The organism is Janthinobacterium sp. GMG1, from assembly GCF_034427795.1.
Lineage (GTDB): Bacteria > Pseudomonadota > Gammaproteobacteria > Burkholderiales > Burkholderiaceae_D > Janthinobacterium.
Map to the genome: position 1 here is coordinate 1 of NZ_JAXQNT010000001.1, position 20,662 is coordinate 20,662.

The window sequence follows — 20,662 nt, forward strand, 5'->3', positions numbered from 1 at the left end:
AAAGGCAGCGCTGCGCGCTGCCTTTGTCATTTATCACGCTCATTAAAAGTGATAAGCGACTTTGACGTTCATGTAATTGACGCCGCTATTCGGTTTCTTGTAGCCACCGTTCGAGAAATGCTGGATCTTCGCAGCGACTTCCCATTTATTATTGAAAATATAGCCAACGCCGATATGGTCGCCGAACTGGAAGTGGGTCGACAGGCGGTTATCGTCGTTATCGTACAGCTTGGACAGCATGTGCACGCCAATGCCGCCTTCCGCATAGAAGCCCAGCTTGTTCGTGTTTTCAAAGCGGAACACGGGGGTAAAGCCCAGGTCCCACAGTTTTTGATGCTGGCCAGGGACATTGCGATAGCTCTTGCCATCCCAGCCGCCGATGCTGGCATCCCAGTAACCGCTCAGCTGTGTGCCATTCGATACGAACCAGGCCTTATCCCAGTTCGAGGTCACGCCGGCGCGTACCATTTGCACCTTCACGCCCTTGGCATATTCGCCGTAGACGGAGTCGATCAGTTTGTCGTCGGCGGCAAAGCCGGCGTTGGCCGCCATCAGCGCGGCAACAGCGGCGATGGATTTGAGGAGATTCTTCTTGAAGAACATAGAGGCTTTCATCGTAAAATTGGCCGATAGGCTATTGTTGTACAGGCACCTTGCTTTGATGCCGCTCTCGCCACTTGTTGATCTCAGGGGTTCAATTGACATTCTCTACAAAAATCGCATTTCTCGGTATCGGTCTGATGGGGGATCCGATGGTCCGGTGCCTGCTACGCGCTGGATATTCTGTCACAATTTGGAATCGCACGCACAGCAAGGCCCAAGTCCTGCGTGCAGCAGGGGCGCAACCCGCCGTTTCCATCACTGAGGCGGTCAATGGCGCGGATGTGGTCATCTCGATGCTGGAAGCCGGTCCCATCGTGGCAACAGTGCTGCAACAGGCGTTGCCGGCCCTGGCAGGCGGCGCGATCTGGATCGACATGAGTTCCACCAAGCAGGCAGAAGCCCAGCAATTTCATGCCACCTTGCACGCTGCAGGCCATGGTTTCATCGATGCGCCCGTCTCGGGCGGCGTCGGCGGGGCACAAGCGGGCACCCTGGCCATCATGGCTGGCGCCAGCACCGGCGATTACGCGCGGGTTGAAGTGATTCTATCGGCCATGGGACGCCCGACGCTGGTGGGGCCGGCCGGCAGCGGGCAGGTCGCCAAGCTATGCAACCAGCTGATCGTCGGCGCGACATTGAATATCGTGGCGGAAGCCTTGCTGCTGGCCCAGGCGGCTGGCGCCGATGCGAGCGCCGTACGGGCAGCCATCCGCGGCGGCTTTGCCGAAAGCAGGATTTTGGAGGTGCATGGCCAGCGCATGCTGGAACGTAATTTTGTTGCCGGTGGCCAGGTGAAAAGCCAGATCAAGGATATGCACAATATCCTCGCGGCAGCCGAGGCGGCCCACGTCACCTTGCCGGTGACACAACTGGTGACGCAGCGCTATGAAAGCCTCGCTACCACGCACCCGACAGCTGATCACGCGGCGGCCTTGCTGGCTCTGGAAGCGTTGAATCCGGGCCAGCGCCTGGGCACCGGTCCGGATCAACTGAGCTGATTCAAGCGATGGGCAGGCTCGCTTCGGCCAACTTGACCCAGAAACTGGCGCCGATGGGCAGCAGATTGTCGTTGAAGTCGTAGCTGCCATTGTGCAAGACGCACGGACCCAGGCCGTGGCCGCCATCGCGATGCTCGCCATCGCCATTGCCGATGAAGATGTAGCAGCCAGCCTTTTCTTGCAGGAAGAAGGCAAAATCTTCGGCGCCCATGGTCGGCTCGACATTCGCGTTGACCTTGTCGGCGCCCACCACGCTTTTCATGACTTCGACGGCAAACGCCGTTTCTTTTGCGTGGTTGACCAGCGGCGGATAGTTGCGCTTGAAGTGGAAATCGACCTCAGCGCCAAAGGCGGCGGCCGTATGCACTGCGATGTCGCGCATGCGCTCTTCGATCAAGTCCAGCACGGGCGTGGTGAAGGTGCGCACGGTGCCGACCAGGCTGGCGTCATCGGGAATCACATTGGTGGCGCTGCCCGCGTGGATTTGCGTGATCGACAGCACGGCCGTGTCGAGCGGACTCTTGTTGCGCGTGATGACGGTTTGCCAGCTTTGCGCGATTTGCACGGCCACCATGACGGGGTCGATGCCCTTGTGGGGCTGGGCCGCGTGCGCGCCCTTGCCCTTGACGGTGACGTGGAATTCATTGCTGGATGCCATCATTGGCCCTTCCACCACGCTCAGGGTACCTGTTTCCGCGCCTGGCCAGTTGTGCATGCCGTAGATGGCATCCATGGGAAAGCGGGTAAACAAGCCGTCTTCGATCATTTCACGCGCCCCCGCGCCGCCTTCCTCGGCCGGCTGGAAGACGAGGTAGACCGTGCCGTCGAAGTTGCGGTGCTGCGCCAGGTAATGAGCGGCACCCAGCAGCATGGCCGTGTGGCCGTCGTGGCCGCAGGCGTGCATCTTGCCTGGGTGACGTGAAGCGTGCTCGAAGGTATTCATTTCCTGCATCGGCAAGGCATCCATATCGGCGCGCAGGCCGATGGCACGCTTGGAGGTGCCATGCTGGATGATGCCGACCACGCCAGTGCGGCCCAGGCCGCGTACCACGGGAATGCCCCATTCCGTCAGTTTGGCGGCGACCACGTCCGAAGTGCGCTGTTCTTCGTAGCACAGCTCGGGATGCGCGTGCAGGTCGCGGCGTATACCTTGCAGCTCGGATTTAAACGCCAAGATCGGATCAACTAGTTTCATGGGACTCTCCTGTGAATGCTGGCACGCAGCAATGTATGGCGCGCCGGACCGTGCTTGTTTGATCAAAAACAGGCGCGGCTAATAGTGCATTGTAGCCCTTGTTTGCCGGGTAAATCCAGCGCACGGACGTGCTTGCCACGGCGCCAACAGCAAGCGCACGGAATGGTTTACAGTATCGCCTTCCCCCAACGTTTTTGGATTGCCCCATGACCACCACCCAAGTGCGCGCCGCCTGCCCGCTCGACTGCCCCGATACCTGCGCCTTGCTGGTCACCGTGACCGATGGGGTGGCAACAGCCGTCAAGGGCGATCCCGACCACCCGACCACGGCTGGCGTACTGTGCACCAAGGTGTCGCGCTTCACGGAACGCACCTATCATGCGGACCGGCTGCTGCATCCGCTGCGCCGCGTGGGCAAGAAGGGGGAAGGCAAGTTCGAACGCATCAGCTGGGAAGAAGCGCTGCAGACCATCGCGGCCCGTTTGAAACCGATCGCCGCGCGCGATCCGCAGGCGATCTTGCCGTACAGCTACTGCGGGACCATGGGCCTGGTGCAGGGTGAATCGATGTCCTCGCGCTTCTTCAACCAGCTCGGTGCTTCCCTGCTGGATCGCACCATTTGCGCGTCGGCCGGCGCCACCGGTTACCGCTACACGGTGGGCGCCAGCATCGGCACGGACCTGGAGCAATTCCAGAACGCGAAATTGATCATCATCTGGGGCGGCAACCCGATCGCCTCAAACCTGCACTTCTGGATGCGCGCGCAAGAGGCCAAGCGCAATGGCGCCACCTTGATCGCCATCGACCCCTACCGTTCGCTGACGGCCGAAAAGTGCCACCAGCACATCGCCTTGCTGCCGGGTACCGATGCGGCCCTGGCGCTGGGTTTGATGCATGTCTTGATTGTGGAAGATTTGCTCGATCATGACTACATCGATCGCTACACTGTAGGCTACGATGCCTTGAAACAGCGCGCGCTGGAATGGCCGCCTGGGCGCGTGGCCGAGGTATGCGGCATCACGACCACGGAAGTGGTAGAACTGGCGCGCCTGTACGGCCAGGCGTGCCGCTCTGGCGAAGGCGCCGCCATCCGCACCAACTACGGCGTGCAGCGCGTGCATGGCGGCGGCATGGCGGTGCGCAATATTGCCTGCCTGCCGGCCCTGACGGGCGCCTGGCGCCATCCGGCGGGCGGCATGCAGCTGTCGAGCTCGGGTTCCTTCCCCGTCAACCGCAAGGCCCTGCAGCGCCCGGATCTATTGAAAGGCACGCCGCGCACCATCAACATGAGCACCATCGGCGACGATCTGCTGAAAACAGCGTCGCCCGAGTTCGGCCCGCAAGTCGAGGCCGTGATCGTCTACAACTCGAATCCCCTGGCGGTAGCGCCCGATTCGTCGAAAGTGGCACAGGGTTTTGCCCGCGAGGATTTGTTTACGGTCGTGCTCGAACACTTCCAGACCGATACCGTCGATTACGCCGACATCGTGCTGCCCGCCACCACGCAGCTGGAACATGTCGATGCGCATTCCACCTACGGTCACCTGTACATGATGGCGAACAACGCGGCCGTGGCGCCGCTGGGCGAAGCGAAGGCGAATACGGAAATCTTCCGCCTGCTGGCGCAGCACATGGGCTTTGATGACCCGTGCTTCCAGGAAAGCGACGATGCGCTGGCGGCCAAGGCGTTCGATACGACGGATGCGCGCGCCGTACATTTCGACTGGGAATCGCTGAAACGCACGGGCTGGCAAAAGCTGGCCATGGCCGAAGCGCCATTTGCCGAAGGTGGTTTCCCCACGCCATCGGGCAAGTGCGAGTTGTATTCCAGCGCCATGGCGCTGGCGGGACTCGATCCCTTGCCGACGTATATCGCGCCGCACGAATCGCAAGCCAGCAATCCTGCGCTGGCGGCCCGTTATCCGCTGGCCATGATTTCGCCGCCGGCGCGCAATTTCCTCAATTCCACTTTCGTGAACGTGAAAAGCCTGCGCGCGGCCGAGGGCGAGCCGCACCTCGATATCCATCCCGACGATGGCGCCGCGCGCGGCATCGCGGCCGGCGACATGGTGCGCATTTTTAATGACCGTGGCAGCTTTGTGGCCAAGGCCAGGGTGACGGACAAGGCCAGACGCGGCCTGGTGGTGGGCTTGTCCGTGTGGTGGAAGAAACTCGCCAGCGATGGCAAGAACGCCAATGAAGTGACGAGCCAGCGCCTGACGGACATGGGCCGCGCGCCGACCTTCTACGATACGCTGGTTGAAGTGGAAAAGGCAGTCTGACCATGACCCTGGCGCGCTGGCCGGCCCGCTTGCTTGTCGGCACGCTGTGCATGTTGCTGGGTGGCTGTACGCAGCTGCGCTACTACACGCAGGCGGCGCAAGGGCAATATGCGCTGTGGTCCGGCGCGCGCCCCATCGGTGACTGGCTCGATGACCCTGCCACGGAGCCGCGCCTGAAAGTGCGCCTGGCCAAGGCACAGCAAATCCGTCGCTTTGCCGTCAGCGAACTGGACTTGCCCGACAATGGCAGCTACAAGAATTATGCCTCCCTGCGGCGCCCGTTTGTGCTGTGGAACGTGGTGGCCACGCCGGAACTGTCGCTGCAGCCGCTGCAATGGTGTTTCCCCATCGCCGGCTGCGTGAATTACCGCGGCTATTACAGCAAGGAAGAGGCGCTGGCGTATGCCGACGAGTTGCGGGCCCAGCATTACGACGTGCAGGTGGGCGGCGTGCCCGCGTATTCCACCCTGGGCTGGTTCGACGATCCCCTGCTGTCGACCTTTATCAATTACAACGATGCGGAACTGGCGCGCCTGATTTTCCATGAACTGGCGCACCAGGTGGTGTACGTACCTGGCGATTCGGCCTTCAACGAGTCGTTTGCCAGTGCCGTGGAAGAGGTGGGCGTGCAGCGCTGGCTGGCGCGCGAGGGCAATGACGCCATGCGCGCCGCGTACGCCCAGTATGCGGCGCGGCGCCAGGATTTTCTCGCCTTGCTGCTGACATACCGGGGTGAACTGGACGCCGTGTATGCGAGCGGCGCCAGCGATGCGGACAAGCGCGCCCGCAAGGCGCAGGTATTTGCGGCATTGCAAGATGCCTACCAGGTACTGAAGCAAAACTGGGGTGGTTTTGCCGGTTACGACCGCTGGTTCGAGCAGCCGTTGAGCAATGCGCACCTGGCTTCCGTGTCTACCTACAATGAATTTTTGCCTGCCTTCAAAAAATTGCTGGAAGAAAAAAAGAACTTTCGTGCTTTTTATGCTGCAGTGCACACAATGGCCCAGATCAAGAAGCCTGAGCGCAGGCGTGCGCTGGAACAATTGTCCAGCCCCTGACCCGTAAAGATTGTCTCGCACGTCAGGGCGAACGATCCTGCAACAGTGTATTTATCATGTTGCGCTGCAGCACAAAAAGCCCCTAGAGTTGCCGCTCGAATACTGTTGAAAGCGCTTGCATGGAAGCCCGGCGCCCGATAGCATCGCATTAGTAGCATAGAGCAATTGCTCGTCAGAATGCTCAAACTGACTGCAGGACGACAGAATCCGCAGCAATGATCCGCGCCGGCAGGGTGCGCCGGCTCCCCCACGATTATTTGAGACAAGAGGCACAGGATGGAAAAAATTTGGCTGAAGTCGTACCCTCCCGGCGTACCTGCCGACATCGATCCTGATCAATATCGTTCGCTGGTGCATTTGCTGGAAGAAGCGTTTCAAAAATATGCGGATCGCAATGCCTATGTCTGCATGGACAAATTTCTCACCTATGCCGAACTCGACACCTATTCGCGCCAGCTGGGTGCGTGGCTGCAAAGCCGTGGCCTGAAGAAGGGCGCCCGGGTCGCCCTGATGATGCCGAACGTGCTGCAGTATCCGGTGGCGATCGCCGCCGTCCTGCGCGCCGGCTACACCGTGGTCAACGTCAACCCGTTATATACGCCGCGCGAACTTGAGCATCAGCTCAACGATTCGGGCAGCGAAGCCATCATCGTGCTGGAGAACTTTGCCCATACGCTCGAACAAGTGCTGGGCAAGACAGCTGTCAAGCACATCGTCGTCGCCAGCATGGGCGAAATGCTGGGCGGCTTGAAGGGCATGATCGTCAATTTTGTCGTGCGCAACGTCAAGAAGATGGTGCCCGCGTATTCCTTGCCGAACGCCATGCGTTTCAAGCAGGCGCTGGCGCTGGGCAGCCGCATGAAACTCACGCCTGTCGAGCTGGGCATCAATGACCCTGCCTTCCTGCAATACACGGGCGGCACGACGGGCGTATCGAAAGGCGCGACCTTGAGCCACCGCAATGTGATCGCCAATGTGCTGCAAAGCGAAGCGTGGTCGGGCGCGGCGCTCGACCAGAATAGCAAGGAACAGATGATCATCGTCTGCGCCTTGCCGCTGTACCATATCTTTGCCCTGACGGCGTGCGCCATGTGGGGCACGCGCGTGGGCGCCCTGAATATCCTGATCCCGAATCCGCGCGATATCCCGGGCCTGATCAAGGAGCTGGGCAAGTACAAATTCAACCTGCTACCAGCGGTCAATACCCTGTATAACGCGCTGGTGAATCACCCCGATTTCGCCAAGCTCGACTTCTCGGGCCTGAAGATCGCCAATGGCGGCGGCATGGCAGTGCAGCAAGCCGTCAACGACAAGTGGCTGCAAGTGACGGGCGTGTCCATCATTGAAGGCTATGGCTTGTCGGAAACGTCGCCTGTCGCCACCTGCAACCGCGCCGACAGCACGGCGTTTTCCGGCACCATCGGCTTGCCGATTCCGTCGACCGAGATCGCCATCCTCGACGATGACGGCAAGGAAGTGCCGCTGGGCCAGACGGGCGAAATCGCCATCCGTGGCCCGCAAGTGATGAGCGGCTACTGGAACCGTCCCGATGAAACGGCCAAGGTCATGACACCTGATGGATACTTTAAATCCGGTGATGTGGGCATCATGGACGAGCGCGGCTACGTGAAGATTGTCGACCGCAAGAAAGACATGATTCTCGTCTCCGGCTTCAATGTGTATCCGAACGAAGTCGAGGCCGTCATCGCGGCCCATCCTGGCGTGCTCGAGTGCGCCTGCGTGGGCGTGCCGGATGAGCACTCGGGCGAGGCCGTGAAAGTGTTTGTCGTGCGCAAGGATCCGAACCTGACCCAGGCAGTGCTGGCCGCGTACTGCAAGGAGCAATTCACCGGTTACAAGCGGCCGAAATACATCGAGTTCCGCGATGAGCTGCCGAAGACCAACGTCGGCAAGATTTTACGTCGCGCCCTGCGTGACGAAACGAAGACAGCAGCATAAACAGTGTGGGATGCACCAGGAGGCGCATCCCTTTTACAGATAAAGATGAGGCGAGATGGACAAGATTTGGTTGAAGTCGTACCCGGACAGCGTTCCTGCAGAGATTGACTGCACGCAATACCGTTCCGTCACGCATTTGCTGGAAGAGTCGTTCCAGAAATATGCGGACCGCAATGCTTTCGTGTGCATGGATAAATTCCTCACCTACCGCGAGCTGGACCAGTTGTCGCAGCAGATGGGCGCCTGGCTGCAAAGCAAGGGCCTGCAAGCGGGCGCGCGCGTGGCGATCATGCTGCCAAACGTGCTGCAGTATCCGGTGGCCATGGCGGCAATTTTGCGCGCCGGCTATACGGTGGTAAACGTGAACCCGCTGTACACGCCGCGTGAATTGCAGCATCAGCTGACCGATTCGGGCAGCGAAGCGATCATCGTGCTGGAAAACTTTGCCACCACGGTGGAGCAGGTATTGCCACATACCCAGGTCAAGCATGTGATCGTCGCCACCATGGGCGACTTGCTGGGCGGACTGAAAGGCACGATCGTCAACTTCGTCGTGCGCAAGATCAAGAAAATGGTACCCGCGTTTTCCTTGCCGGGCGCCATCAGCTTCAACAAGATGCTGGCCGAAGGCGCACGCCTGAGCCTGACGCCGGTGCAGCAGGGGCATGACGATATCGTCTTCCTGCAATACACGGGCGGCACGACGGGCGTGTCGAAGGGTGCGATGTTGCTGCATCGCAACGTGATCGCCAACGTACTGCAAAACGAGGCGTGGATGTCGCCCGTGATGACGCCTGAAATGCGCGCCACCTCGATGGGATTCATGTGCGCCCTGCCCCTCTATCACATCTATTCTCTGACCGTCAGCGCCCTGATGGGCATGCGCCTGGGCGGCATGAGCGTGCTGATACCCAACCCGCGCGACATCCCCGGTTTCGTCAAGGAATTGTCCAAACACAAGATCGTCGTCTTCCCTGCCGTCAATACCTTGTATAACGCGCTGCTGAACAATGCCGACTTCGCCAAGCTCGATTTTTCCAGCTACAAAGTGTGCAATGGCGGCGGCATGGCCTTGCAGCGCAATGTGGCCGAGCGCTGGCTGAAACTGACGGGTTGCCCGCTGATCGAAGGCTATGGCATGTCGGAAACGTCGCCCGTGGTGACGGGCAACCGCGTCGACATCACGGAATTTACGGGCACCATCGGCTTGCCTTTCCCTTCGACGGAGGTGGCGATCTTGAACGACGACGGCGTGGAAGTGCCGCTGGGCGAGCCGGGCGAGATCGCCGTGCGCGGCCCGCAAGTGATGGCCGGCTACTGGCAGCGTCCGGACGAGACGGCCAAGTCGATGACGGTCGACGGTTACTTCAAGACGGGCGATGTGGGTGTCATGGATGAGCGCGGCTACGTAAAAATCGTGGACCGCAAGAAAGACATGATCATCGTGTCCGGCTTCAATGTGTATCCGAATGAAGTGGAAGACGTGGTCGCTTCCTGCCCTGGCGTGCTGGAATGCGCCTGCATCGGCGTGCCGGATGCCAACGCGGGCGAAGCCGTGAAAGTGTTTGTTGTGCGCAAGGATCCGAACCTGACGGTGGAACAGATCCGCGAGCATTGCAAGCATGAGCTGACGGCTTACAAGAAACCGAAGTACATCGAGTTTCGTGATGAATTGCCGAAAACCAATGTCGGCAAGATCTTGCGCCGTCAATTACGCGACGAAAAGAAGGTTGCCTAATTCGCAGCCAGGGCCGTGTCCGCCGCCAGGTTCCGCCCTGGGCGGGCGGGCAAGCCGAAGCAGGGGCGCAGCCAGTTCACCTTGCTGATCAGCAGCGACGTCCCCAGCCAGCAGGTCGCCACCGTGCCGGCCAGTACCAGCAGCGGTTCCACCACTGGCCCAAGCTTCAGGGGCACCAGCCAATAGGCCAGCAGCACGATGGCGCTCTGGTGCAATATGTACCAGGGGAAGACGGCCTGGCGCGCCCATGGCAGCCAGGCAAACGGTTTATTCAGCAAGGTGTGCGACCAGCCAAGGATGGCGCAGATGGCCAGCCACATATACAGGTTGCGCATGGGCCAGGAGCCGGCCGAGGCCCAGGTCAGCAGGTTTTCCGAATACACCAGGTCGTAGCCCAGATATACGGCAAACGCGCAGGGCGCCAGCAGCAGCGCATGCCAGCGCAAGCGCGCCAGCTCCTGCCACACTCCCTTGTCATTGCCCAGCCACCAGCCATACAGATACATGGTGAAATAGATGGCGTGCGCATACCAGTCTTTCACCAGCGCGTGGTTTTCCGGATAGCGCAGTTTCAGGAAGGCTGTTGCCGCCAGCGTGGGCAGGGACGGCAGGATCAACAGGCGCCAGCCGCGCAGCCCTGTGAATAGCGGCCGCGCTCTGGCCAGCAGTGGCTGCAGCGCCACCAGCACGATGGTGTACAGCAACAGATACACGAGATACCACAGATGGTTCCAGGTAAAACTGGTTTTCCAGCCCGTAAATGCGTCGGCTGGCCAGGCATGGCCGCCAAAGTAATGCAGCAGGAATTGTCCATAGCCAGGCTCGACCAAGCCGTTCGCTACACCCTCGCAATACGGCTGCACGGGTATCACCACGAGCACGCCAAACAGCAGGGGCAACAACAGGCGCTTGACCCTGCGCCGCAGGAAGGCCCCTCGGGACGTTTGCGTCATCATGGCGCAGGACACGCCGGAAATGAGGAACACGATTTCCATGCGCCAACGGTTGATAAAGACCATGGGATAGTTCAACGTTTCCGTCAGGTAGCTGCTCTTCATGTGGAAGGCGGCGCCGTCCAGGTACAGCATGGCCGTGTGGTAGGCGATCAGCAGGCTGAAGACAAGAAAGCGCAGGGCATCGATATCGTAACGGCGAGAATTGGTGGTCATGGTCGCGGGATCCGTTGGTAAGGGAAGGCCCCAGCATAGGCAGGCCGCGCGGGGCGAACCAGCGAAAAGTGACCAATTGCGGGCTGTTTGTGACGAGCGGTGATGCTGGGACGGCTTTGGGACCTTACAATCATGCAACTAATTCATCGTCCGACACCATGCGCCTGTCTTCCACCGATTTGTTGCAACGATACCGACGCTGGCGCCAGATCGCCGAACCAGCTTTCTGGATCATCCTGTATCTGCTGCAAACGTCGCTCAACTGCTGGATCAGCTGGACCGACCGTCAGCGTGCCGGGCTCGCTACGCCCTTCTGGGAAGTGGCTGTGTGGGAGTGGAGCAGCAACCTGGTGTTGCTGGCGCTGGTACCGCTGGTGATCTTGGCCAACCAGTTGCGGCCGCTGCACCTGGTGTTCCAGCGCCAGAACCTGCGCTGGCACCTGGTCGTCTCGCTGGTCTACAGCCTCGTGCATGTGCTGGCCATGGTGGCCTTGCGCAAACTGGCTTACTGGAGTGCCGGCAGCGATTACGATTTCGGTAACTGGTGGCGTGAATTGCCATACGAATATGTCAAGGATGTGCGTACTTACTTCTCCATCTTATTGTTCACGGGCTTTTACCAGTTGCTGCTGATGCGCTGGCAAGGCGAGGCGACCCTGCTGGGCGAACCCGATGAAGGCCCGGCCGTGGAGCCGGTACAGCAGCCAGAACGGTTTCTGGTGCGCAAGCTGGGCAAGGACTTTTTGCTGCCCGCCAGCGACATCGAATGGATACAGGCCTGGGGCAATTATGTGAATTTGCACGTGCGCGGCCACGATTACCCGCTGCGCTCGACCATGGCCGCCATCGAGCGCCGCCTGGACGGCAAGCGCTTTGTGCGCGTGCATCGCAGCTACATCGTCAACCTTGCATTTGTGCAGAGCATCGTGCCGCTGGAATCGGGTGATGCGCGCGCCGTGCTATCCACGGGCGGTGAAGTGCCCGTCAGCCGGCGCTACCGCGATGCCTTGAAAAGCATGGGCTAGATGCGTTGCACGCCAGCCTTGCCGTCCTGGACGGTAAATCTGGCCAATGTCGCGATGCTCGATGCGCCGTCGCGCACATTCTCCAGGCCCTGGAACAGGGTCGTGGTTTTCTCCGGCGTGATCTCCATCAGCATATAGCCGCGCTTGTCGCTGCGGCCGTAACGGATGTGCGGGTTCATCGCCACGTACTGCTCCGTGCGCGCTTGCGGGCGGGAACTCGAGGTGATTGAGGTACCGCAAAATTCGGTCGCCAGCACGGGATTATCCTTGCCGGTGGGGCGCATGGCGTTGCGGCTCAGTTCGGTGGCATAAAAAGTGTGCACGTCGCCTGACAGTACCAGTGGATTGCTGGCCTTGCTCCTGCGCAAAGCGTCGAGCAGGTGCTGGCGCGCCATCGGGTAGCCATCCCAGCCATCGGTCCAGATGCGTTCGTCACCGGGCCGCAAAATTGGCACCTGGCTCGATTGCGCCATCAGGGTTTGCTGGGCGAGGATATTCCAGCGCGCGGGGGAGTCGTCGAGGCCGGCTTGCAGCCAGCGCTGCTGTTCCTCGCCCAGCATCGTGCGCTGCGGTTTCAGCAAATCGGGGCAGTTGCGCGTGGTGACGGAATTCGAACCGCCGCGGCCCGGTTTGGCGCACGCGTGGTGGGCACGGTATTGCCGGTCATCCAGCACGTGGAAGCGTGCCAGGCGGCCCCAGTCGTAGCGCTGGTAGATGCGCATGTCGACAAAGCCCCGCCGTCCCAGCGGTAGTAGCCGCAGCGGCATGTGTTCATAAAACGCCTGGTAGGCGGCCGCGCGGCGTTCTAGAAACGATGGCGTGAGCAACTCGCCGCGGTCATTCCCGTAATCATTGGCCACTTCATGGTCGTCCCAGGTGACGATCCACGGCGCGGCCAAGTGCGCGCCCTGCAAGTCGTGGTCGCTCTTGTATTGCGCGTAGCGGGCGCGGTAGTCGGCCAGGGTAAAGCTTTCGTGTGTGCGCACGGCCCGGCTCGGGTGCTGCAACTGGTACGGTCCCCATTCGTAGATATAGTCGCCGAGGAAGGCCACCAGGTCGGGCGCGGCCGCGGCGATGTGCCGGTGCGCCGCATACGCGCCGAATTCCCAGTGCTGGCATGAGGCGACGGCCAGTTTCAGCGAGGCAGGCATGGCGCCGGGCTCGGGCGCCGTGCGCGTGCGGCCCACGGGGCTGACGGCGTCGCCCAGCATGAAGCGGTACCAGTACCAGCGCCCGGGTGTCAGGCCGCCCACGTCGACGTGCACGCTATGCGCGAGGGCGGGCGTGGCCGTGGCTTGGCCCTTGGCGGCGATGCGCCGAAAACCTTCATCGTGGGCCACTTCCCAGCGCACGCTCAAGGCGATGGCGGGCGTGGCGGCTGCGTGCAGCGGGTCGTAGCAGATGCGCGTCCACAGCACGACGGCGTCCGGCAAGGGTGAACCGGAGGCAACGCCGAGCGCAAACGGATAGCCGGCGCCGTTCAGGCGCGTGGCGGCGCCGGTGCTGGAACCGGACAGCACGCCGCCGGCCGCGGCCAGCGCACCGATGCGGGCGGCGCTCCGCAGGAAGATGCGGCGCTGGCTATCCATGCCGTCTGAAAATAAAACGTGGGATTATTGCGACAATCAAGACGACAACAAGGTCTCGATCGGCGGCACCTTGCGCGGCTTGCGGTCGGAGTCCGTCGCCACATAGATCAGGGTCGCTTCCGTGACTTTCACGATGCATGCCTGCAGGCGGTTGCGCTCGGCATACACCTCGACATTGACGGTGATCGAGGTATTGCCAACCTTGACGATGTCGGCGTAGAAGGAGAGCAGATCGCCGACGAAGACGGGATTTTTGAAGACGAAGGAGTTGACGGCGATGGTGGCGACGCGGCCGTTGGCGCGCCGCGTGGCCGGCAGGGAACCGGCGATATCGACCTGCGCCATGATCCAGCCGCCGAAGACGTCGCCGTACACATTGGCGTCGGACGGTGCGGGCATCATGCGCAATTCCGGCATTTTTCCGGCGGGAAGGCCGGAGGCGAGGCAGTTGTCGGGACGGTCGGGGGAGGTGCTCATCTTTTATTCTCATGAAAGGCTACAATTGCCCCGATTGAACCATAAAAAGCCGACCTTCGCCATGCGCCGTTCCCAGACTCCCCCTCCGCCCCGCTCGCCAGCCTCCGCCAGCCACAGCGATTTCGCCACCATTAAGACCTTGCTGCCATACCTGTGGGTTTACAAATGGCGGGTGCTGCTGGCGCTGCTATGCCTGGTGGGCGCCAAGCTGGCCAACGTGGGCGTGCCCCTGATCCTGAAAAAACTCGTCGACGCCATGACGATCACGGCGGCCCATCCGCAAGCACTGCTGGTGTTGCCCGTCGGCTTGCTGGTGGCGTACGGCTTGCTGCGCCTGTCGACCACCTTGTTTACGGAATTGCGCGAATTCCTGTTTGCGCGGGTCACGCAGCGGGCCGTGCGCACCATTGCCCTGCAAGTGTTCCGCCACCTGCATGCCTTGTCGCTGCGTTTCCATTTGAACCGCCAGACGGGCGGCATGACGCGCGATATCGAACGGGGCACGCGCAGCGTCGGCTCGCTCATTTCCTATACCCTGTTCAACATCTTGCCGACCCTGGTGGAAATCACCCTCGTGCTCGGTTACCTGGTCTTGCATTACGACATCTGGTTCACCGTGATCACGGCGGTGGCGCTCGTGTCGTATATCGCGTTTACCGTGCTGGTGACGAACTGGCGCACGCATTTCCGCCGTACCATGAATGACCTCGATTCAAAAGCGAATACCAAGGCCATCGATTCGCTGATCAACTATGAAACCGTGAAATATTTCGGCAACGAGGATTACGAGGCGAAGCGCTACGACGAAGGCTTGCAGCGCTATGAATCGGCGGCCGTGAAATCGCAGACTTCCTTGTCCCTGCTCAATACGGGCCAGTCCCTGATCATCGCCACGGCCGTCACCCTGATCCTGTGGCGCGCCACGGTGGGCGTGATCGCCGGCACGATGACCCTGGGCGACCTGGTGCTGGTGAACGCCTTCATGATCCAGCTGTATATTCCCCTCAATTTCCTGGGCGTCATCTATCGCGAAATCAAGCAAAGCCTGGCCGACATGGAACGCCTGTTTTCCTTGCTGAACGAGAACCGCGAAATCGCCGATACGCCGGAAGCAAAACCGCTCGTCACGCGGGGCGCGGCCGTGCGTTTTGACCACGTGAATTTCAGCTACGAAGCCAAGCGGCAAATCCTGTTCGACGTGGATTTCCAGATTCCCGCCGGCACCACGACGGCCGTGGTGGGTCACAGCGGCTCGGGCAAGTCGACCCTGTCGCGCTTGCTGTTCCGCTTCTATGAAGTCGATGGCGGCGGCATCACCATCGATGGCCAGGACTTGCGGGCCATCACGCAGGATTCGCTGCGCGCGGCCATCGGCATCGTGCCGCAGGATACGGTGCTGTTCAACGATACCATCGAATACAACATCGCCTACGGCAAGCCGGGCGCCACCAAGGACGCCATCGTGGCGGCGGCCAAAGCGGCGTCGATCCATGATTTTATTGAAAGCTTGCCAGATGGTTACAGTTCCATGGTGGGCGAGCGGGGCTTGAAACTGTCGGGCGGCGAAAAGCAGCGTGTGGCCATCGCCCGCACCTTGCTGAAAGACCCGGCCATCCTGATCTTCGACGAAGCCACCTCGGCGCTCGATTCGAAGGCCGAGCAGGCGATCCAGTCGCAGCTGAAGGACATTGCCAAAAACCGCACCACCCTGGTCATTGCGCACCGTTTGTCGACGGTGGCCGACGCCCAGCAAATCCTGGTGCTCGACCATGGCCGCATCGTCGAACGGGGCACGCATCCGCAATTGCTGGCGCTCGATGGCCTGTACGCGCAGATGTGGCAACGCCAGCAGGCAAATATGGACGACGAGGCGCAAGAGGACGAGTTGGCGGGGCTGGCGCCGGCAAAATAAATCGGGAATGTGAAATCAGTAGGAAAAATGCTACAGCCGCGCCGGTTCAGGCGCGCGTATAGCGCCTATTTGCGGGCAATCGCAGAAAACGGCTGGTCCGGCGCTGAAAATGAAATAAAATTAATTCCATTGGTGGCGTCTGCACCACAGTTGTTTCGTTCGGAGTCCATCCGGTTTGTCCGCCCAGGAGAATTTATGAAATTGACCAAAATCTTCGCCACGCTGCTCAGCGTCGGTGTCATCAGCAGCATGTCGCCAGTCCAGGCTCAGGAATTGACCGGCACCTTGGCCAAGATCAAGAAAGCCGGTTCCGTCACCCTCGGTGTGCGCGACGGCTCCGTGCCCTTCTCCTATCTCGATGACAAGCAGCAATACCAGGGTTATTCGATCGACCTGTGCATGAAAGTCGTCACGGCCCTGCAAAAGCACCTGGGCCTGAGCGAACTGAAAGTGGTGATGAGCCCCGTCACCTCGGCCAACCGCATCCCGCTGATGGCCAACGGTACCATCGATCTCGAATGCGGTTCGACGACGAACAACCTGGAGCGCCAGCAGCAGGTGGCATTCGCCCCGACCATGTTCGTTATCGGCAACCGCGTGCTGTCGAAAAAATCCTCGAACATCAAGACCCTGGAAGACTTGCGCGGCAAGACCCTGGTCGCCACGGCCGGCACGTCGACCATCAAGCAGATGACCATCCTGAACAAGGAAAAAAACCTGGGCATGACGATTGCCGTCGGCAAGGATCATCCCGAATCGTTCCTGATGCTGGAAACGGGCCGCGCGGTGGCCGAAGCCAACGACGATATCCTGCTGGCCTCGCAAGTGGCCAACTCGAAGAACCCGAACGACTACGAAATCACCAAGGAAGCGCTGTCCGTCGAGCCGTACGGCATCATGCTGCGCAAGGGCGATCCAGCCTTCAAGAAAGTGGTCGATGACGCCCTGATCCGCCTGTACAAGAGCGACGACATCAACCGCATCTACGCGAAATGGTTTACCTCGCCGATCCCACCGAAAAACATCAACCTGAAATTCCCCATGCCGCCGCAATTGAAGGCCGTCTTCACGAATCCGACCGATTCGGGCGACCCGGCTGCGTATGCGGCCGTACCGGAAGCGCAGAAGACCTCGGACAAACGGAAAAAGTAACAAGAGTGCGTAACAAATCGGGGGGCGCAAGCCTCCCGTTTTAATTTACGGGATGGGTGGCCGGCTGGCCGCCATCCTCGGGCTGCATGCGAAGGATGATCATGAATTACAACTGGAATTGGCGCATTTTCTGGGAGATTTCTCCCGATGGCGTGGGCACGTATATGGACACCCTGTGGTCCGGCCTGATCTGGACCCTGGCCACGGCCGGTGCGGCGTGGATCATGGCGCTGATATTGGGCCTGGTGATCGGCACCATCCGCACCTTGCCGAACAAATGGCTGGTGGGCGTGGCCAATGCCTACGTCGAGTTGTTCCGCAACGTGCCGTTGCTGGTGCAGATGTTCCTCTGGTATTTCGTCATGCCGGAACTGCTGCCGCCTGACCTGGGCGCCTGGGTCAAGTCGCTGCCGAATGCGCCGTTCGTCACGGCCGTGCTGTGCCTGGGATTCTTTACTTCCTCGCGCGTGGCGGTGCAGGTCACGACGGGTATCGAGGCACTGCCGCGCGGGCAGAAACTGGCCGGCACGGCGCTGGGCCTGACCCTGCCGCAAACCTACCGCTTCATTTTGCTGCCGATGGCCGCGCGCGTCATCATGCCGCCGCTGACCAGCGAATTTTTGAACATCATCAAGAACAGTTCCGTGGCGCTGACCATCGGCCTGATCGAACTGACGGCCAGCGCGCGCGCCATCCAGGAATTCTCGTTTCAGGTATTCGAGGCGTTTTCGGCCGCCACCATCATCTACGTCGTCGTCAACCTGCTGGTGGTGGTGCTGATGCACCTGATCGAGAAAAAGGTCGCCATCCCTGGCTTCATCGTCGCCGGCGCCAAGACGGGAGGACATTGATATGTTCGGTAATTTCGACTTCGATGTCATCTCCCGCTCGTGGGTCTATCTGTTCCAGACCGGCATGGTGTTTACCTTGAAACTGACGGCGCTGGCCATGGTCGGCGGCATCGTGCTGGGCACCCTGCTGGCGCTGATGCGCCTGTCCGGCAACCGCATCGTTTCGGGCGTGGCGTCGAGCTACGTCAACCTGATACGCTCGATCCCGCTGGTGCTGGTGATCTTCTGGTTCTACTTCCTGGTACCGTACATCGCCGCCTGGATCATCGGCGCCGACGAACCCGTGAAAGTGGGCGCGTTTTCTTCCGCGCTGATCACCTTCATCATGTTCGAGGCGGCCTACTATTGCGAGATCATGCGCAGCGGCATACAGTCGATCCCGCGTGGCCAGGTGTGGGCGGGCCAGGCGCTGGGCATGAACTACCGGCAAACCATGGGCAGCATCGTGCTGCCGCAAGCGTTCCGCAACATGATTCCCGTGCTGCTGACGCAAACCATCGTGCTGTTCCAGGACGTGTCGCTCGTGTACGTGCTGTCGATCCCCGATTTCGTCGGCGCCGCCTCGAAGATCGCCCAGCGCGACGGCCGCCTGGTGGAGATGTACGTGTTTGTCGCCGTCGTGTATTTCGTGCTGTGCTATGCCTTGTCGTTCCTGGTAAAACGCCTGCAGAAACGCGTCGCCATCATTCGCTAACCGTAAAAGAAAGAACAAGATGATTGAACTCAATAACGTCAGCAAATGGTATGGCCAGTTCCAGGTACTGACCGACTGCACCACCAAGGTCGCCAAGGGTGACGTGATGGTCATTTGTGGCCCGTCCGGCTCCGGCAAGTCAACCCTGATCAAGACCGTCAACGGCCTCGAGCCGATCCAGCAGGGGCAGATCATCGTCGACGGCATCAGCGTCAACGATCCGAAAACGAATTTGTCGAAACTGCGTGCGCGCATCGGCATGGTGTTCCAGAATTTCGAGCTGTTTCCGCATCTGTCGATCCGCGAAAACCTGACCATCGGCCAGATCAAGGTGCTGGGCCGCAGCGCCGACGAAGCCAATGCCAAGGGCTTGAAGTACCTTGACCGAGTGGGCTTGCTGTCGCAGCAGGACAAGTTCCCGGGCCAGCTGTCGGGCGGCCAGCAGCAGCGTGTGGCGATCGCCCGCGCGCTGTCGATGGATCCGATCGCCATGCTGTTCGACGAGCCGACATCGGCGCTCGATCCGGAAATGATCAACGAAGTGCTCGACGTGATGGTGGGCCTGGCGCAGGAAGGCATGACGATGATGGTCGTCACCCACGAAATGGGCTTTGCCAAGCGCGTGGCCAACCGCATCGTCTTCATGGACCAGGGCAAGATCATCGAAGATTGCAGCAAGGATGACTTCTTCAACACGACGCGCTCGGACCGCGCGCGCGATTTCCTGGCGAAGATCATTCACTGATCCCAGGTTTTCTCGATAAAAGCGGCCGGCCTTCACCGGCCGTTTTTGCGTTCACAGTACGCTTGCGCCCGGTTTTCCTCAGGCACCCTGGCCGCTAAGGCAGCCCCGCGGCTGGTAAAATGGGGCTATTCGCAATGACCGCCTGAGAGCAGCCGCCATGTCCACACTCGATCACACCCCAGCCTCCATCACCATCACCCGTCCGGATGACTGGCATTTGCACCTGCGCGACGGCGCCGTCATGGCCAGCGTGCTGCCACACAGCGCGCGCCAGTTCGGCCGCGCCATCGTCATGCCGAACCTGAAGCCGCCCGTCACCACCACGGCCGATGCTAGCGCCTACCGCGAGCGCATCCTGGCCGCCGTGCCGCAAGGCGTGAACTTCGATCCGCTGATGGTGCTGTACCTGACGAACAACACTTCGCCCGACGAAATCCGCCGCGCGCAGGATAGCGGCATCGTGCAAGCCGTCAAATTGTATCCGGCCGGCGCCACGACGAATTCCGACCTGGGCGTGACGGATTTGAAGAATTGCTACAAGGTGCTCGAAGTGATGCAGGAAGTGGGCATGCCCTTTCTCGTGCACGGCGAAGTGACGGACCCGGAAATCGACATTTTCGACCGCGAAGCCGTCTTCATCGAGCGCGTGATGCGTCCGCTGCGCAGCGCCTTCCCGGCCCTGTCTGTCGTGTTCGAACACATCACCACCAAGGATGCGGCGCAGTACGTGGCCGAAGCGGAGGGCCCGATCGCCGCCACCATCACGGCGCATCATCTGCTGTACAACCGCAACGAGATTTTCAAGGGCGGCATCCGCCCCCATTACTACTGCCTGCCCATCCTGAAGCGTGAAGAGCACCGCCTGGCACTGATGACGGCCGCCGCCAGCGGTGACGAGCGTTTCTTCCTCGGCACCGATTCTGCGCCGCACGCGCAGGGCGCCAAGGAAATGGCCTGCGGCTGCGCCGGTTGCTACACGGCCCTGCACGCGATGGAAATGTATGCGGAAGCGTTCGAACGGGCCGGCGCGCTCGATAAACTGGAGGCGTTCGCCAGCTTCCACGGCCCGGCCTTCTACGGCGTGGCGCGCAACACGGACACCATCACCTTGAAGCGCGAAAGCTGGACCTTGCCGGCCTCGCTGCCGCTGGGCGACAGCCATGTGATTCCGCTCAACGCGGGCGAGCAGATCAACTGGAAAATGGTGTAATTACT

At 60.7% G+C, this 20,662-nt stretch carries 17 protein-coding genes; 12 read left to right on the forward strand and 5 right to left on the reverse strand.

Annotated features, from left to right (window positions below; genetic code table 11):
- Positions 1-42: 42 nt before the first annotated feature.
- A complete protein-coding gene (locus tag SJI03_RS00005; RefSeq protein WP_230539252.1) occupies positions 43-615 on the reverse strand; it encodes an acyloxyacyl hydrolase in 573 nt (190 codons plus the stop codon).
- Positions 616-698: 83 nt separating this feature from the next.
- On the opposite strand from SJI03_RS00005, the gene SJI03_RS00010 reads away from it, so the two are divergent.
- Positions 699-1,601 carry an NAD(P)-dependent oxidoreductase gene (locus tag SJI03_RS00010; protein ID WP_416208679.1) on the forward strand — a complete coding sequence of 301 codons (903 nt, stop codon included), beginning with the start codon at positions 699-701 and terminating at the stop codon, positions 1,599-1,601.
- A 1-nt stretch (position 1,602) separates the two neighbouring features.
- On the opposite strand, the gene SJI03_RS00015 is transcribed toward SJI03_RS00010, so the two are convergent.
- Entirely contained in the window at positions 1,603-2,796 is a 1,194-nt protein-coding gene (locus SJI03_RS00015) for a M20 aminoacylase family protein (protein WP_322425839.1), read from the reverse strand.
- Between the two features lie 206 nt (positions 2,797-3,002).
- Between SJI03_RS00015 and SJI03_RS00020 the strand changes: the two genes are divergently transcribed.
- The 4 genes from SJI03_RS00020 (at position 3,003) to SJI03_RS00035 (ending at position 9,833) form a co-directional block, all read left to right on the forward strand.
- Positions 3,003-5,078, forward strand: coding sequence for a molybdopterin-containing oxidoreductase family protein (locus tag SJI03_RS00020; RefSeq protein WP_099376208.1), 2,076 nt, complete (start codon positions 3,003-3,005; stop codon positions 5,076-5,078).
- 2 nt (positions 5,079-5,080) lie between these two features.
- Positions 5,081-6,136: an aminopeptidase gene (locus tag SJI03_RS00025; RefSeq protein ID WP_322425840.1), complete on the forward strand. Its 1,056-nt coding sequence runs from the start codon at positions 5,081-5,083 to the stop codon at positions 6,134-6,136.
- Between the two features lie 276 nt (positions 6,137-6,412).
- On the forward strand, positions 6,413-8,095 hold the full coding sequence (locus SJI03_RS00030; RefSeq protein ID WP_099376210.1) for a long-chain fatty acid--CoA ligase: 1,683 nt from the start codon (positions 6,413-6,415) through the stop codon (positions 8,093-8,095).
- 55 nt (positions 8,096-8,150) lie between these two features.
- A complete protein-coding gene (locus tag SJI03_RS00035) occupies positions 8,151-9,833 on the forward strand; it encodes a long-chain-fatty-acid--CoA ligase (RefSeq protein WP_099376211.1) in 1,683 nt (560 codons plus the stop codon).
- On the opposite strand, the gene SJI03_RS00040 is transcribed toward SJI03_RS00035, so the two are convergent.
- Positions 9,830-11,002, reverse strand: coding sequence for an acyltransferase family protein (locus tag SJI03_RS00040; protein WP_322425841.1), 1,173 nt, complete (start codon positions 11,000-11,002; stop codon positions 9,830-9,832). The two genes, SJI03_RS00035 and SJI03_RS00040, sit on opposite strands and share 4 nt — an antisense overlap.
- 158 nt (positions 11,003-11,160) lie before the next feature.
- On the opposite strand from SJI03_RS00040, the gene SJI03_RS00045 reads away from it, so the two are divergent.
- Entirely contained in the window at positions 11,161-12,027 is an 867-nt protein-coding gene (locus SJI03_RS00045; RefSeq protein ID WP_322425842.1) for a LytTR family DNA-binding domain-containing protein, read from the forward strand.
- Here SJI03_RS00045 and SJI03_RS00050 read toward each other — a convergent pair.
- Both SJI03_RS00050 and SJI03_RS00055 read right to left on the reverse strand, forming a co-directional pair.
- On the reverse strand, positions 12,024-13,616 hold the full coding sequence (locus SJI03_RS00050) for an alkaline phosphatase D family protein (RefSeq protein WP_322425844.1): 1,593 nt from the start codon (positions 13,614-13,616) through the stop codon (positions 12,024-12,026). The two genes, SJI03_RS00045 and SJI03_RS00050, sit on opposite strands and share 4 nt — an antisense overlap.
- A gap of 36 nt (positions 13,617-13,652) precedes the next feature.
- Positions 13,653-14,018 carry an acyl-CoA thioesterase gene (locus SJI03_RS00055; RefSeq protein ID WP_223278886.1) on the reverse strand — a complete coding sequence of 122 codons (366 nt, stop codon included), beginning with the start codon at positions 14,016-14,018 and terminating at the stop codon, positions 13,653-13,655.
- A gap of 136 nt (positions 14,019-14,154) precedes the next feature.
- Here SJI03_RS00055 and SJI03_RS00060 point away from each other — a divergent pair, with 136 nt between their 5' ends.
- The 6 genes from SJI03_RS00060 to pyrC all read left to right on the forward strand — a co-directional run bounded on the left by SJI03_RS00060 (position 14,155) and on the right by pyrC (position 20,657).
- The gene (locus SJI03_RS00060) at positions 14,155-16,005 is read left to right on the forward strand and encodes an ABC transporter ATP-binding protein/permease (protein ID WP_322425845.1); all 1,851 of its coding nucleotides are present in this window, start codon (positions 14,155-14,157) and stop codon (positions 16,003-16,005) included.
- Positions 16,006-16,200: 195 nt separating this feature from the next.
- Positions 16,201-17,157, forward strand: a complete 957-nt coding sequence (locus tag SJI03_RS00065) for an amino acid ABC transporter substrate-binding protein (protein WP_099376215.1) — start codon at positions 16,201-16,203, stop codon at positions 17,155-17,157.
- A gap of 101 nt (positions 17,158-17,258) precedes the next feature.
- The gene (locus SJI03_RS00070) at positions 17,259-18,008 is read left to right on the forward strand and encodes an amino acid ABC transporter permease (RefSeq protein WP_058051014.1); all 750 of its coding nucleotides are present in this window, start codon (positions 17,259-17,261) and stop codon (positions 18,006-18,008) included.
- 1 nt (position 18,009) lies between these two features.
- Positions 18,010-18,702 carry an amino acid ABC transporter permease gene (locus tag SJI03_RS00075; RefSeq protein ID WP_099376216.1) on the forward strand — a complete coding sequence of 231 codons (693 nt, stop codon included), beginning with the start codon at positions 18,010-18,012 and terminating at the stop codon, positions 18,700-18,702.
- 19 nt (positions 18,703-18,721) lie between these two features.
- A complete protein-coding gene (locus SJI03_RS00080; RefSeq protein WP_099376217.1) occupies positions 18,722-19,447 on the forward strand; it encodes an amino acid ABC transporter ATP-binding protein in 726 nt (241 codons plus the stop codon).
- A 157-nt stretch (positions 19,448-19,604) separates the two neighbouring features.
- Complete coding sequence (gene pyrC / locus SJI03_RS00085; protein ID WP_322425846.1) at positions 19,605-20,657, forward strand: dihydroorotase; 1,053 nt, start codon at positions 19,605-19,607, stop codon at positions 20,655-20,657.
- Positions 20,658-20,662 lie beyond the last annotated feature (5 nt).